14 protein-coding genes and 1 riboswitch are annotated in these 13719 nt (G+C 66.8%); of the genes, 7 read left to right on the top strand and 7 right to left on the bottom strand.

All coding sequences use genetic code 11. The features are described 5' to 3' along the window. Positions 1-8: 8 nt before the first annotated feature. Both QPK31_RS10775 and QPK31_RS10770 read left to right on the top strand, forming a co-directional pair. Positions 9-905, top strand: coding sequence for a LysR family transcriptional regulator (locus tag QPK31_RS10775; RefSeq protein WP_290422941.1), 897 nt, complete (start codon positions 9-11; stop codon positions 903-905). Between the two features lie 136 nt (positions 906-1041). Continuing rightward, positions 1042-1506: a VOC family protein gene (locus QPK31_RS10770; RefSeq protein WP_290422940.1), complete on the top strand. Its 465-nt coding sequence runs from the start codon at positions 1042-1044 to the stop codon at positions 1504-1506. Positions 1507-1564: 58 nt separating this feature from the next. On the opposite strand, the gene mntP is transcribed toward QPK31_RS10770, so the two are convergent. Next, positions 1565-2131, bottom strand: a complete 567-nt coding sequence (gene mntP, locus QPK31_RS10765; RefSeq protein WP_290422939.1) for a manganese efflux pump MntP — start codon at positions 2129-2131, stop codon at positions 1565-1567. A 28-nt stretch (positions 2132-2159) separates the two neighbouring features. Next, positions 2160-2345: riboswitch (yybP-ykoY riboswitch) on the bottom strand. A gap of 161 nt (positions 2346-2506) precedes the next feature. On the opposite strand from mntP, the gene QPK31_RS10760 reads away from it, so the two are divergent. From QPK31_RS10760 to QPK31_RS10745, 4 genes are all read left to right on the top strand, one after another. After that, positions 2507-3412, top strand: a complete 906-nt coding sequence (locus tag QPK31_RS10760; RefSeq protein WP_290423226.1) for a pirin family protein — start codon at positions 2507-2509, stop codon at positions 3410-3412. Positions 3413-3469: 57 nt separating this feature from the next. Next, positions 3470-4369, top strand: coding sequence for a PhzF family phenazine biosynthesis protein (locus tag QPK31_RS10755; RefSeq protein ID WP_290422938.1), 900 nt, complete (start codon positions 3470-3472; stop codon positions 4367-4369). 180 nt (positions 4370-4549) lie between these two features. Further along, positions 4550-5320, top strand: coding sequence for a hypothetical protein (locus QPK31_RS10750; protein WP_290422937.1), 771 nt, complete (start codon positions 4550-4552; stop codon positions 5318-5320). Positions 5321-5487: 167 nt separating this feature from the next. After that, the gene (locus QPK31_RS10745) at positions 5488-8388 is read left to right on the top strand and encodes a bifunctional diguanylate cyclase/phosphodiesterase (RefSeq protein WP_290422936.1); all 2901 of its coding nucleotides are present in this window, start codon (positions 5488-5490) and stop codon (positions 8386-8388) included. 18 nt (positions 8389-8406) lie between these two features. On the opposite strand, the gene QPK31_RS10740 is transcribed toward QPK31_RS10745, so the two are convergent. The 5 genes from QPK31_RS10740 to ompR all read right to left on the bottom strand — a co-directional run bounded on the left by QPK31_RS10740 (position 8407) and on the right by ompR (position 12446). Next, positions 8407-8829, bottom strand: a complete 423-nt coding sequence (locus tag QPK31_RS10740; RefSeq protein ID WP_290422935.1) for a DUF4124 domain-containing protein — start codon at positions 8827-8829, stop codon at positions 8407-8409. Between the two features lie 121 nt (positions 8830-8950). Next, complete coding sequence (locus QPK31_RS10735; RefSeq protein WP_290422934.1) at positions 8951-9325, bottom strand: RidA family protein; 375 nt, start codon at positions 9323-9325, stop codon at positions 8951-8953. Continuing rightward, the gene (locus QPK31_RS10730) at positions 9325-10287 is read right to left on the bottom strand and encodes a threo-3-hydroxy-L-aspartate ammonia-lyase (protein WP_290422933.1); all 963 of its coding nucleotides are present in this window, start codon (positions 10285-10287) and stop codon (positions 9325-9327) included. Before QPK31_RS10730 ends, QPK31_RS10735 begins: the two co-directional genes overlap by 1 nt. 21 nt (positions 10288-10308) lie before the next feature. Next, positions 10309-11643, bottom strand: a complete 1335-nt coding sequence (locus QPK31_RS10725) for a sensor histidine kinase (RefSeq protein ID WP_290423225.1) — start codon at positions 11641-11643, stop codon at positions 10309-10311. A gap of 35 nt (positions 11644-11678) precedes the next feature. After that, the gene (gene ompR, locus QPK31_RS10720; protein ID WP_290422932.1) at positions 11679-12446 is read right to left on the bottom strand and encodes a two-component system response regulator OmpR; all 768 of its coding nucleotides are present in this window, start codon (positions 12444-12446) and stop codon (positions 11679-11681) included. Positions 12447-12638: 192 nt separating this feature from the next. Between ompR and QPK31_RS10715 the strand changes: the two genes are divergently transcribed. Then, positions 12639-13064, top strand: coding sequence for a hypothetical protein (locus tag QPK31_RS10715; protein WP_290422931.1), 426 nt, complete (start codon positions 12639-12641; stop codon positions 13062-13064). Positions 13065-13113: 49 nt separating this feature from the next. On the opposite strand, the gene QPK31_RS10710 is transcribed toward QPK31_RS10715, so the two are convergent. Next, a partial coding sequence (locus QPK31_RS10710) for an IS1595 family transposase (RefSeq protein ID WP_290422930.1) occupies positions 13114-13719 on the bottom strand: 606 nt, incomplete at its 5' end.

The raw sequence follows: 13719 nt of genomic DNA, 5'->3' as shown, positions 1-13719 counted from the left end.
AGTCACGAATGATCGACGTAGAGGCATTGATTGCATTCTCCGCAGTCATGGATGCGGGATCGTTTTCCGGCGCCGCCGAGCGGCTCGGGCAGACGCCGTCGGGTGTCTCGCGCACCATTGCGCGCCTGGAAAATCACCTGGGCATGACACTGCTGCACCGGACCACACGCCGCCTGCAATTGACCGACGAGGGCGCCTGGCTGCTCGAGCGCGCCCGCGCCATCCTGGCCGACCTCGACAACACCGAAGCCGAGGCGGCCGCGCGCCGCTCCCAGCCTTCGGGCCTGGTGCGCGTGAACGCGGCCACGCCCGCGCTCGACCATTTGCTGGCGCCGCTGGTGCCGGCCTTTCTCGACGCCTATCCACTGGTGCAGCTGGAACTGACCAGCGGCGAAACCGTGGTCGACCTGATCGAGGAACGCGCCGACCTGGCGATCCGCATCGGCCAGTTGCCGGACTCGACCCTGAACGCGCGCCGCCTCGGCAGCAGCCGCATCCGCGTGCTTGCCGCACCAGGCTACCTGGCGCGCCACGGCACGCCCGCGAACGTGGCCGAGCTGGCCCAGCATCGCCTATTGGGCTTCTCGAAGCCGGCCTCGCTGAACACCTGGCCGCTGGCCCGGGACGGCGCCGAGGGCTATACGGTCGAGCCCGCCGTTACCGCATCGAGCGGCGAAACGGTGCGCCACCTGGCGCTGGCCGGCGCCGGCATCGCCTCGCTGTCGGACTTCCTGACCCGCGCCGATATCGCCGCCGGGCGCCTGGTGCCGGTACTGCCGGCGCTGGCACTGGCCTGGGACCAGCCGGTCTGGGCCGTGTTCTACAAGCAGGGGGCGTTGGCGCCGCGGGTGGCGGCGCTGGTGGATTTCCTGGCGCGCGAGCTGGCGCCGGTGCTGGACAATTAACGCGTCCACGGCCGGCGATGCCGCGTTCGTTTGGCGCAACGCAGCACAAGGAACGGTTGCAAGAACTTCAAGCCGGCGCTACGCTCGAACAGCTGTATAAAAACACACCATCGGCTTATCCTGAAAGGAGCGCAACATGAGTGCTGAAGTCAAACCGGTTGAAGAAGGCATGCACACCATCACCCCGCACCTGGTCTGCGCCAACTGCAACGAGGCCATCGAGTTCTACAAAAAGGCCTTCGGCGCCCGCGAAGCCATGCGGTCGCTCATGCCCGATGGCAAAGTCGGCCATGCGATGATCCGCATCGGCGATTCGGCGCTGTTCCTGGCCGACGAGTTTCCCGACTACGGCTCCTTTGGCCCGCTGAGCCTGAAGGGGACGACCGTCACCATCCACCTGTCGGTGCCGAATGTCGATGCGCTGTGGGAGCAGGCCGTGGCCGCCGGCGCCACGGTCAAGATGGAACTGGCCGACCAGTTCTGGGGCGACCGCTACGGCCAGGTCGAAGATCCCTTCGGCCACCGCTGGTCGCTGTCCCAGCATATCCGCGACGTGTCGGAAGAAGAAATCCAGGAGGCGATGAAGAGCATGTGCGCCTGAGTGCCTGAAGGCCTGGACGTGCCCTGAACGGCAGCCCCGAATCAGGCTGCCGCTGCGCTCAGGCGCCTGCCGTGTGCTGGTACAGGATCACGCTGCCGATCACGATCAGCACCAGGCCGCCCATGATTTCGGCGCGCTTGCCGACCAGGGCGCCAAGGCCGCGGCCCAGCATCACGCCAATCGTCACCATGACAAAGGTGGCGAAGCCGATCGCTGCTGCCGTGACGGCGATGTTGGCGTCGATAAACGCTAGGCCGGCGCCGACGATCAAGGCGTCGATGCTGGTCGCCACGCCGGTGATGGCCAGCCGCCAGAAGCCGTGGCTCGCGGGTTTCTCTTCGTCGAGCTCGGGCGCGCTGAAGCCTTCGCGGATCATGCGCAAACCGAGTGCCGCCAGCAGCACGAAGGCAATCCAGTGGTCCCAGGCCTGGACATACGGCGCGGCGGCGTTGCCAAGGACCCAGCCGAGCAGGGGCGTGAGGCCTTCGATCACGCCGAAGATCAGGCCGGTGCGCAAGGCTTCGCGCAGTTGCGGACGTTGCAGCGCGGCGCCCTTGCCGACAGCGGCGGCAAAGGCATCGGTGGACATGGCCAGGGCGAGGGAGGCGGTGGCGGCGACATTCATGGGGGGTCTTTCTGTCGGGCGAACGCAAAGGCAGGCCTGCGCGGCCCGAACTCCGCACGCAGGCTTGCCAAAGGTCTTGCCAACCGACAGGGCGCGTCGTGGTATCGATGACGCGCGCTTGGCTGCCCGTACCACGGCACTTGTCGATGCTGGCCGAGTATGTTGATACGGGAACTTTCTTGACGAAAGCAGGCTACTCCCCAATGGGTGCCGGCATTATAACCGAGGCGTTAGCTCAGCAGTACAACGGGAAGGTGGGCATGTACGCAAGAGAATGGCGAAACGCGTAGACTGTGCGGCAACCGGCGCATCCATGCGCGCGCCATTCACCCATCCACAGGAGGCAGCTTGGACACCCCAGACCACGACCACGGCATGCACGACATCGACATCGTCATCGTCCCGCCCACGCACGACCTCGGCGACGGCTTCAAGGTGCGCCGCGCACTGCCCAGCCGCCAGCGCCGCATGGTCGGCCCCTTCGTCTTCCTCGACCAGATGGGGCCGCACGTGTTCACGCCCGGCCAGGGCCTGGACGTGCGTCCGCACCCGCACGTCTGCCTGGCCACCGTCACCTACCTGTTCAGCGGCGAGATCATGCACCGCGACAGCCTGGGCGTCGTGCAGCCGATCAAGCCGGGCGAAGTCAACTGGATGACGGCCGGGCGCGGCATCGTCCATTCCGAACGCACCGGCGCCGAACGCCGCCAGGCAGGCTCCGACCTGTTCGGACTGCAATGCTGGGTGGCGCTGCCGCGTGCGGTGGAAGAAAGCGACCCCGCCTTTGCCCACGTCGGCGTCAATGAACTGCCCTTCATCGAAGACACGGGCGTCAGTGCGCGCGTGGTGGCCGGCAGCTACTGGGGCAGGAAGGCCCCGGTGCCCACCCATTCCGACATGTTCTACGTCGACCTGACCCTGCAGGCCGGCGCCCGCATCGCCATGCCGGCCGAGTACTACGAGCAAGCCCTGTACATCGTCGAGGGCAGCCTCGACCTCGGCCGCGACGGCGTCTTCGAGGCCGGGCAGCTGGTGGTGTTGAAACCGAAGACCGAGGTCATCCTGCGCGCAGCGGGGCCGGGCGCGACGCGCGCCATGCTGCTCGGCGGCGAGCCGATGGACGGTCCGCGCTACCTGTCCTGGAATTTCGTCGCCAGCTCGGCCGAGCGCATCGAGCAGGCGCGCCAGGACTGGCGCAACGGCGCCTTCCCGCAGGTGCCGGGCGAAACCGAGTTCATCCCGCTGCCGGAAACGCTGGGCAAGCCGGTACATTACCCCTGACCCAGGCAGCGATCTTGCCAGGAAGGCAGCACTCCCATCACTCTTTTCAAGTCAATCATGCAATTTTCTGAATCGGCGACCCAGGACCAGGGGCATATCGACGTGGCCGGCGTCCAGCGCATCGCGGCGTTTTCCGACGGCCTGGACGGCGGCAATCCGGCCGGCGTCTGGATCGGCGCAGCCTTGCCCGCCGACACCGAGATGCAGCGCATCGCCCACGCCATCGGCTATTCGGAAACCGCTTTCGCCGCGCCACTGGACGCTGCGGCGGGGGAGGGCGGCTACCGCGTCCGCTACTTCTCGCCCGAGGCCGAGGTGCCGTTCTGCGGCCACGCCACCATCGCCCTCGGCGCCGCGCTGGCGGCCGCCAACGGCGATGGCGTGTTCGCGCTGGCGCTGAACGACGCCCGCATCACGGTCGAAGGCAGGCGCGAGGACGGCGAGGGCGGCCTGGTCTCGGCCGCCCTGCAATCACCGCCCACGCGCAGCGCACCAGCGCCGCAGGCAACAATCGCACGCGCCCTGGCCCTGTTCGGCTACACGCAGGAAGACCTCGACCCGCGCATCCCGCCAGCCCTGGCCCATGGCGGCGCCGGCCACCTGGTACTGGCCCTGCGCAGCCGCGCCCTGCTGGCGGCGATGCGCTACGACCTGTATGCCGGCCGCGCCTTCATGCGCGAACTCGGCATCGTCACCGTGGTGCTGGCCTGGGCCGAATCCGAAACGCTGTTCCACACGCGTAATCCGTTTGCGGCCGGCGGCGTCTACGAAGACCCGGCCACCGGCGCCGGCACCGCGGCCCTGGCCGGCTACCTGCGCGATATCGATTGGCCGCATGGCGGGCAGATCGACGTGGTGCAGGGCGAGGACATGGGCATGCGCTCGCGTCTGCGTGCCAGTTTCGACGCCGCGCCGGGCGGCTCGATCCGCGTCTCGGGTATGGCACGTCCACTGTAAAAACCGGGATGAAGGAGTATTGCTGAGCGGTAAGTTATCTGGGTATTAGCACGTACGTTCCAAGAACGATGAATTGAAGGCAAAAAGCACCTCTGCTCAGCCTTTAGCTTTGTTTTGAAAGATTGATAATGGTCAACATCAAAGCCCAAAGCCAACTTTCACACCAAGGAATGTCCCGTCATGGATATGCGTACCCCAGCAATGTTCTCCGCAACTCCTGCCCGCCCGGAAATGTCGACCGAGCGCCTGCCGTTCACGATTCGCCGGGTCGAGAACGAGGACAGCCTGAAGAAAGCCGTTGCCATCCGCCACGCCGCCTACGCCCGCCACGTGCCTGAGTTCGCCCGCTCGCTGGCGCTGCCGGAAGCCTGCGACTACGAAGAAGACACCGTCGTCCTGCTGGCCGAGCACAAGCTCGACGGCACGCCGCTCGGCACCGCGCGCATCCGCACGAATATCCACCACCCGCTGCACATCGAGGAATCGGTGGTGCTGCCGGAGTGGCTGCAAGGCCGCAACCTGGGCGAAGTCGAGCGCCTCGGCGTGGGCGAGGGCCGCATCGGCCACATGGTCAAGGTGGCGCTGGTGAAAGCCTTCTTCGAGTACTTCGAGAAGACCGGCATCGAGTACGCCGTCATCGCCGGCCGCGCCCCGGTCGACCGTCATTACGAACAGCTGATGTTCACCGATGTCTTCGGCGACAAGGAAATGGTGCCGCTGCGCCATGCCGGCAACATGCCGCACCGCGTGATGGCCTTCGAGATCGCCAGCGGCGAAGCGCGCTGGACGGCGGCCAAGCACCCGCTGCTGAAGTTCTTCCGCCACACCCACCACCCGGACATCGATGTCGGCGTGGCAAGTCCGGTCTCCCTGCAACGTGGCGCGCAGGCGACACCTGCCGCCCCGCACATGCCGATTTCGGCGCCGCTGGGCCAGCTGGCCGCTGCCTGACCAAATATTGCATGACGGCATCTAGCCCAGGCTGTATCCTAAGGGGGTGAAGCGCGCTGGCAGCAGGCTGGCGTTTGTCCGCCTGATTCGACCAGCCTATGCCCCAGCCCTCCACGCCAGCACGACCTTCGTTTTCCGCGCATTGCGACCGGCTGTTGACGGCGGTGATGCATCTGCTGTCGGTCTACCTGGTGCCGATCGGCGTAGCGCTGGTGTCGATCCTGGCGCTGGCGTCCTGGAACAGCCATTATGTCGCCCGCGACGACGTGGTCTTGCCGCTGCGCGTGCTGGCCGAGCGCGGCACGGGGCCGGCGTCCGGCATGGCCCCCGAGGCTGCCCTGCACGAGCTCGCCCACCGCCACGCGGTCGAGCGCTACGACACCCATCTTTCCGAAGCCCCGCTGTGGTTCGCCCTGCGTCCCCACATCCAGGGCAATGGCCCGCAAGTCATCGAATTCCCGTCGCGCCACGCGATCGACATCCGCTGCTGGGATGGCGCCACCCAGCAAGTCCTGGGTTTCGCCTCGCATGAAGCTTCCAGCGGCGCCCTGAGCCCGGCCAAGGCCGGCTTCGTGCTCAAGCCCCAGTTCATGCCGGCCGAAGTCGTCTGCCGCGCCCGCTTCACCGGTCCGGCCCGCGTCAGCGCCGTGCAATGGCCGGCCGGCGAGATGACCCTGTCGATCCAGCAGTTCCACCGCAAGTCCGGCCTGCTCGACGGCGGCATGATCGTGCTCAGCCTGTTCATCCTGATCACCGCCCTGATCAACCGTCAATTGCTTTACCTGCAGTTCGCGGTCTGGCTGATCCTGAACCTGCGCGTCGGCGCGATTTCGGCCGGCTGGGACATCCAGTGGCTGGGCCAGGAACTGCCGCAAGCCTGGCTGGCGCCGAGCCGCGCCGTTACCACGGCGCTGTACGGCATCGCCACCATGGCCCTGTATTTCAAGCTGTTCGGCGAAGTGCTGGCGCGCAGCCGCCTGGCGGTGCCGTTGCGGGTGGCGCAGGGCCTGTGCCTGTGCCTGCTGCCGATGGCCTTGCTGCTGCCATTCAGCATTTATTTGCCGGCGATGTGGGTGCTGGTCGCGCCCGGCCTGGCCCTCATGACGGTGGGCCTGTTCGGCGTCATGCGCAATGCCCAGGCGCGGGTAGCGATGTGGTTCGCGGCCTCGTTCGCCGTCACCTTCATGTCGACCCTGGCCGAGGTCATTTCCGCCGCCGTCGGCCTGCGCGAAATGCTGGGCGTGGTCAATAGCGTCACCGCCGCGCTGGCGTCGAGCCTGCTGGCCGCGCTGGCCGTGGCCGAGCAGATGCGCCTCGAGACCCAGAAGCGGATCGCGGTCCAGGCCGAGCTGGAGCATGCCTACGAGGCGATGCCGGTCGGCCTGTTCACGCTCGACCTGTACGGCGCCTTCCTGTCGGCCAATCCGGCCCTGTGCCGCATGCTCGATTGCGCGCTGCCCGCATCCGAGGCCAAGTCGGGACCCGGCCGCATCCTGTGGCAGCAATTCTTCGACGACCATTCCTGGTTCCACCTGCGCGAACAGGTGCACCTGCAGACCAACATCGAGATGGACATCGCCAACCGCGACGGCGAGCGCCGCTTCCTGGTGCGCGCGACCCTGGCGCATGGCCGCATCGAGGGTGTGCTGGAAGACATCACCGAAAAGACCAAGGCCACCGAACAACTGCGCTTCATGGCCAACAACGATCCGCTGACCAAGGTCTTCAACCGCCGCGGCATCGAGAAAACCTTCGAACAGGCCGCCGTGTCGCTGGCCTCGGGCAAGCCCTTGTCGGTGGCCTACATCGACCTCGACCGCTTCAAGCTGATCAACGATCTGTTCGGCCACGCGGCCGGCGACGAGGTGCTGAAGCAGGTGTGCGAACGGATGGCGATGATGCTGGCCGGCGGCCAGCAGATCGGCCGCGTCGGCGGCGACGAATTCGTGATCGTGATGCCGGACACGGCGATCCCGCTGGCCTCGCTGATCTGCCGCGGCATCGTCGACCGCATCGGCAGCACGCCCTACCGGGTGGGCGACAAGGCCTTCCATGTGCGCGGCTCGGTCGGCCTGATCGAGGTGTCGCAGGGCATGCCGATGAAGGACGCGATCTCGACCGCCGACCGCGCCTGCCGCGAAGCCAAGGAGTCGAGCGACGGCCTGGTGGTGTACGAACGCAATGCGCGCGCCTTCCACGAGCGCGAGGCCGAGCTGAACCTGGTGGCGAAACTGCAGGGGCCGAACGCGACCGACGGCCTGTTCCTGGAGATGCAGCCGATCATGTCGCTGAAAACGCCGCACGAGTCGCTGAACTTCGAGGTGCTGCTGCGCATGCGCGGACCCGACGGCAATGTGATGCCGGCCGGCCCGCTGATCGGCGCGGCCGAGAAGTGCGGGCGCGCGGGCGTGATCGACCGCTGGGTGCTGTCGAGTACGCTGGCCTGGATTGCCGACAATGTGCAAAAGCTGCCGCATACGCGCTTCGTCTGCATGAACCTGTCGGGCGCCTCGCTGAACGACGAGCGCTTCGTGCAGGACACGCTGGACATCCTGGCGCGCCACGTGCACGTGGCCAGCCGCCTGTGCATGGAAATCACCGAGAGCGTGGCCCTGCACGACCTCGACAACACGCGCCGCTTCATCGACCAGGTGCGCAACTTCGGCGTGAAGGTGGCGCTGGACGACTTCGGCGCCGGCTATACCTCGTTCTCCTACCTGAAGGAACTGCCGGCCGACGTGCTGAAGATCGACGGCAACTTCATCGTCAACATCAACGCCCACCCGGCGAATGTGGCGATCGTCGAGGCCATCGTCAACCTGGCGGTGAACCTCGGCATGAAGACGATTGCCGAATGGGCCGAGGATGCGGCCACCGTGCAGACCCTGGCCGAGATCGGCGTCGACTACGTGCAGGGCTGGGCCGTGTCGCGCTCGCTGGCGCCGGAGCGCATGCTGGGCGCGCCGTCCTCGGCCAGCTTCATCGAGGATGCGGAGTTGCTGGAGATGCTGCCGACGCTGGGCGCCGGCGGGGCGCTGGACCTGCGCGGTTTCATGCGCATGGGCTGAGCGCAGGACAGAGCCAGGTCAGCGGCTCGTCACCAGCCGGGTGCGGTCCGCGTCGCTCAGCAGCAACTGGGCACGCGCCGCCTTCAGGGTGGCGACGTCGCGCGCCAGCGGCCGGTCGCGCGGCGGCATACGCGGGCGCCAGTCGTGCTGTTGCTGCATGCGCGGCGAGGCGGCGAAGCGCTGGACAGCCATCGGATGCGCGTCGGCGGCCGGCGTGGCGTCCACGATGGCCGGGTCGGCGTCCTGGGCGGCCGGGCTGGGGCTGGAGCTGGGGCTTGCAGCGGTCATGCGCGTGGCGCGCGCGCCGCTTTCGCATGGCTGGTCGGTGAGGGTCACGTTACCGGCGCCGTCGACGCATTTGAGGATCTCGGATCCCGCCAGGGCGGCGGGGGCGGCGGCCAGGGCCGCCAGGGTCAGGCTGAGAGTGGCCAGGTGTTTCATGGTTGGCTCCTTGTTCGATGGAGCCATTCTCCCGGCCGAGGCCGCCTGTTTCTGTTAGGTGACTCACCCTGGGTAGTTAATTGTCAAAAAACCACGCCTGAGTTAAGCCAGCCATACGGCATCAGGGCCGTTGCGCCACCAGCTGCACTTCGACCAGGAAGCCATGGTGCAGGGCCGGCACCGGCACCACGGCGCGCGCCGGCCGGTGGTCGCCGAACACGCCGGTGTAGCAGGCGTTAAAGGCCGGCCAGTGCTCGACTCCCACGAGGTAGGCCGTGCACTGGACCACGCCGCCAAAGCCGCAGCCGGCCGCGCGCAGCACCTTCTCGCACTGATCGAATACCGAGGCGCACTGGGCCTCGAAGCCGGCGACGGCAGGATCGACGTCCGCGCGCGCCGGCAGGATGCCCGACAAGAACACCAGCCCGCCGGCCGCGACGGCCTGCGAATAATGCCCGGCCGGCGGCGGCAGCTCGGCCGACTGGATGAATTCCATCAGGCGCCCACCAGCTGGGCGAAGCGCGACAGGTCGACGTTGCCGCCGCTGATCAACACGCCAACACGTTTGCCGGCCACCTGAGTGACGCCGTGCAGCGCCGCGGCCGCGCCCAGGCAACCGGTCGGCTCGACCACCATCTTCATGCGCTCGGCAAAGAACTTCATGGTTTCCACCAGCTGGGCATCGCTGACGGTGACGATGTCGTCGACGCGGCGGCGGATGACCTCGAAGTTGTGCGTGCCGATGTGGGTGACCATGGCGCCGTCGGCAATCGTGTCGGGCACGCCGATGTGCACGATCTCTCCCTTGCGCAGCGATTGCTGGCCATCGTTGCCGGCTTCCGGCTCGACGCCGATCACCTTGCAATCCGGCGCCAGGCCGGATGCGGCCAGCGCGCTGCCGGCCAGCAGGCCGCCGCCGCCGAGCGGCACCAGCAGCACGTCGAGCGGGCCGGCGTTTTCGAACAGTTCCTTCGCCGCCGTGCCCTGGCCGCAGATCACGTCCGGGTGGTCGTAGGGCGGGATCAGGGTCATGCCGCGCTCCTCGGCCAGGCGGCGGCCGATTTCTTCGCGGTTCTCGGTATAGCGGTCGTAGAAGATCACTTCGCCGCCGTACTCCTTCGTCGCCTGGACCTTCAGGGCCGGCGCATCCTTCGGCATGATGATGGTGGCGCGGATGCCGGCCAGGCGCGCCGACAGGGCGATGGCCTGGGCGTGGTTACCGGACGAGAAGGTCAGCACGCCGGCCGCGCGCTGCGCGTCCGTAAAACGCGCGATGGCATTGTAGGCGCCGCGGAACTTGAAGGCGCCCATGCGCTGAACATTCTCGCACTTGAAGAACACGTTCGCGTTCGCGCGCGCATCAAAAGTGGTCGAGGTGAGCACCGGCGTGCGGTGGGCGGCACCTTCGATGCGTGCGGCGGCCTGTTCGACGTCGCTGTACTGCAGGGATGTGGTCATGGCATTAAAAAGAAAAAAGCGTCAGGAAGCCAGCGGCAGGGCCAGCTGCACCAGCAGGCCGCCGCCTTCGCGATTGCGCACCGTGAGTTCGGCATTGTGGCGGCTCACCACACGCTCGACGATGGCCAGGCCGAGCCCGGCGCCATTCGCCTGGCCGCGCGCCGTATCGAGGCGCGTGAAGGGTTTGAGCAGCTGGTTGATCTGGTCCTCGGGCACGCCGGGGCCACGGTCGCCGATCTCCACCACGGCGCGCCGGCCCTGCGGCGTGGTGCGCACGTGGCAGGCGAAATCGATGTCGGTGTGCTCGGTATCCGGGGTGCGCGCATAGCGGCGCGCGTTCTCGACCACGTTGTTAATCACGCGGCGCAAGTCGGTCTCGTTGCCGAGCACGACGATGCCTTCATCGATGTCGGTGGCGATACGTACGTCGGGCATGCGCGCCGCGTGCATGGCGCTGTCGGCCAGCAGGCCGGACAAGTCCACCGCCACGAAGGTCGCGGCTTCGGTCGGCTTGGCGTAGTCGAGGAACTGGCCGATGATGGCGTCCATCTGGGCGATGTCCGACTGCATGCCTTCGCGCGCTTCCTGCGACAGGTGCGCCATCTCGACTTCGAGCTGCATGCGCGCCAGCGGCGTGCGCAAATCGTGCGAGATGCCGGCCAGGATCACGGCGCGGTCCTTTTCCACCTGCGCCAGGTCTTCGACCATCTGGTTGAAGCTGCGGTTCGCTTCGATGATCTCCTGCGGCCCCTTTTCCGGCAGCGGGGCCGGCTTCTCGCCTTTGGCAAAGGCGCGGGTGGCGGCGGTCAGGCGCGCCAGCGGCAAGTTGATCAGGCTGGAAATGAGCGCCGCGCCGAGCAGCGAGAGCAGGCCCACCACGCTGGCCCAGCCCAGCCACTGGATGCGCGTCAGGCCGGCCAGGCGTTCGCGTTCGAGCATCAGCCAGTACTGGTCGTCCTCGATGCTGAAGCTGATCCAGAAGCCGGCCATGCCGTTCACGCGGCTCGAAAAGCGGGTCTGCTGGCCGAGTTTTTCGCGCACCGCGGCGGCGATGTCGGGCATCAGGGCGTTCGCCGGCGGCGGGTCGACCTGGTCGGAGTCTTCCAGCGTGAAGATGCGGATGCCTTCGTTCGAGACCAGTTCCATCAGCAGCTCGCGGCGCAGCTCCGGCGCCGAGTGGGTGAGGGCGGCCTTGGTGATGGTTACCACCGAGACCACCAGCTCGGCGGTCTGCTGGACCTGCGGCCCGCGCTGGAACACGTTCAGCATGCCGATCCACGAGCCCATCGACAGCGCCGTGAGCAGCGACATCAGGAAGAAGGTGCGCCAGAACAGGCCGCTGCGCGTCCAGGGCATGCGCCCGGGACGCGGCGAGGAGGGCGATGCAAACACTAGCGCGGCTGTCCTTCAGGGATGAACACGTAGCCCAGGCCCCAGACGGTCTGGATGTACAGCGGGCTCGATGGATCGGGTTCGATCAGCTTGCGCAGGCGCGAGATCTGCACGTCGAGCGAGCGGTCGAAGACTTCGTATTCGCGCCCGCGCGCCAACTCCATCAGCTTCTCGCGCGAGAGCGGCTGGCGCGCATGGCGCGCAAACACTTTCAGCACCGAGAATTCGCCGGTGGTCAGGGGCACGGTTTCGCCGTTCTTCTTCAGCGTACGGGTGCCGAGATCGAGCACGAACTGGCCGAATTCGAAGGTCTGCGGGGTTTCCGACGGCGCGCCCGGGATTTCGTCCGGGCCCTTGCGGCGCAGGACGGCGCCGATGCGGGCCACCAGTTCGCGCGGGTTGAAGGGCTTGGGCAGGTAGTCGTCGGCGCCCATTTCCAGGCCGACGATGCGGTCGACGTCTTCGCCCTTGGCGGTCAGCATGATGATCGGGGTCTGGTCGCCGGCGCCGCGCAGGCGGCGGCAGATCGACAGGCCGTCTTCGCCCGGCAGCATCAGGTCGAGCACCAGCAGGTCGTAGCGTTCGCGCAGCCAGAGCTTGTTCATGGCCGGTGCGCTTTCGGCGGTGACGACCTGGAAGCCCTGTTCGGTGAGGTAGCGGCGCAGCAGGTCGCGCAGGCGCACGTCGTCGTCGACCACCATGATCTTCGCGCTATGGCCGCCGGTGCTGACTGGGGTGGCGGGATTCGAGTTGGAAGATGTATTCATATGCTGTCAATTTGTCAGATTCGTATCGCTATGGTAACTTCTCTGCGCTTTGAATTTGGGTGTTATGTACGGGGCATTACATTGTGTTACAAACTTTACCCAAATGGTCTTATACCCAAAGAGCATTCCACATACACTGGACCCATCGAATACAGCTTATCCGTTTATCCGGCATCGCGGAAGAGGAACACCATGACAAACGCGCTCAATAAAACCAATGCAGCAGCCCTGGCCCAGGGCCAGCGGTTCGCCCGTTTGGCGCGCCGTGGTCTCGCCGTCTGTATGCTCGCCTGCGTCGGCCTCGGCGCCGCGCATGCACAGAGCCATGGCCGTCGCGACGACGCCCAACTGCCGCCACCGCCCTCGGCGCGTGGCGACCGCTTCCCGGCGCCGCAGATCGACCAGCCGCGCGAGCAACGCATGTACGATCAGCAGCGCGACCAGATGCGCGAACAGCAGCGCGCGATGGAAGACCAGCAGCGCCGCCAGCAAATGCAGGAACAGAATGGCCGCGACAGCCGGCGCGAAGGGCGCCTCACGCCCGACGAGCGGCGCGACCTGCGGCGCCAGATCAACGAAGCCGGGGCGGATATCTATCCGAACGCGCGCCGCCGCTGAGGCGCAACATGAACAAAGCCGGGCTTGCCCGGCTTTTTGTTTGGCGCTGTCACCGTTCGCTATGGATGAGCCCGATTGCAAGGCGAAACAATTGATCGGCAGAAGTCACTTTTCCGCCATCGAGCATCCGGCGCCAGCCCAGGTAGTTCGGCAGCCAGCGCGACGCGACTCCATGGAAGGGCGCCAGCCACTCGCGCAAACGCTGGTGATAGGCGTTTACGTTCTGCACGTGGATGGCGCCGTTGGGGTGCGGGCGGACACGCTCGCCGGCGCTGACATTCACGGCCTTGAGCGCGATACCGTGGGCGCGGGCGAAAGCCCGATAAGCCGCGTTCGCGTCTGTCACGAGCAGCACGTCTTTGTCCAAAAACGGCAGCAGAGGGCGCTCCAGCTGGACTTTGCTGAAGGGGCCGCGGCCGGTGACGGCATCGACGGTCTGCTTGTTGCGGTCACGCGCGACGAGGATGCAGTCGAGCTCGCGTGAGATGCCGCGCCTGCTGGCGACGCCGCCCCGCTTGCGCGCCGGCCGGTCGAGCGTGCGCGACCCTTTCTGCGATTCCAGGATGAACATTTCGTCGGCCTCAACGATACCGTTCAGGCATCCTGGCCGGTCCTCTTTCACCCGATCCAGGAAGCGATGGCGCCAGCGGAAAGC

This window comes from Massilia sp. YIM B02769 (assembly GCF_030411995.1).
Lineage (GTDB): Bacteria > Pseudomonadota > Gammaproteobacteria > Burkholderiales > Burkholderiaceae_D > Telluria.
Note: the sequence above shows the minus strand (reverse complement) of the source record. Positions and strands in the feature narration are given on the sequence as shown.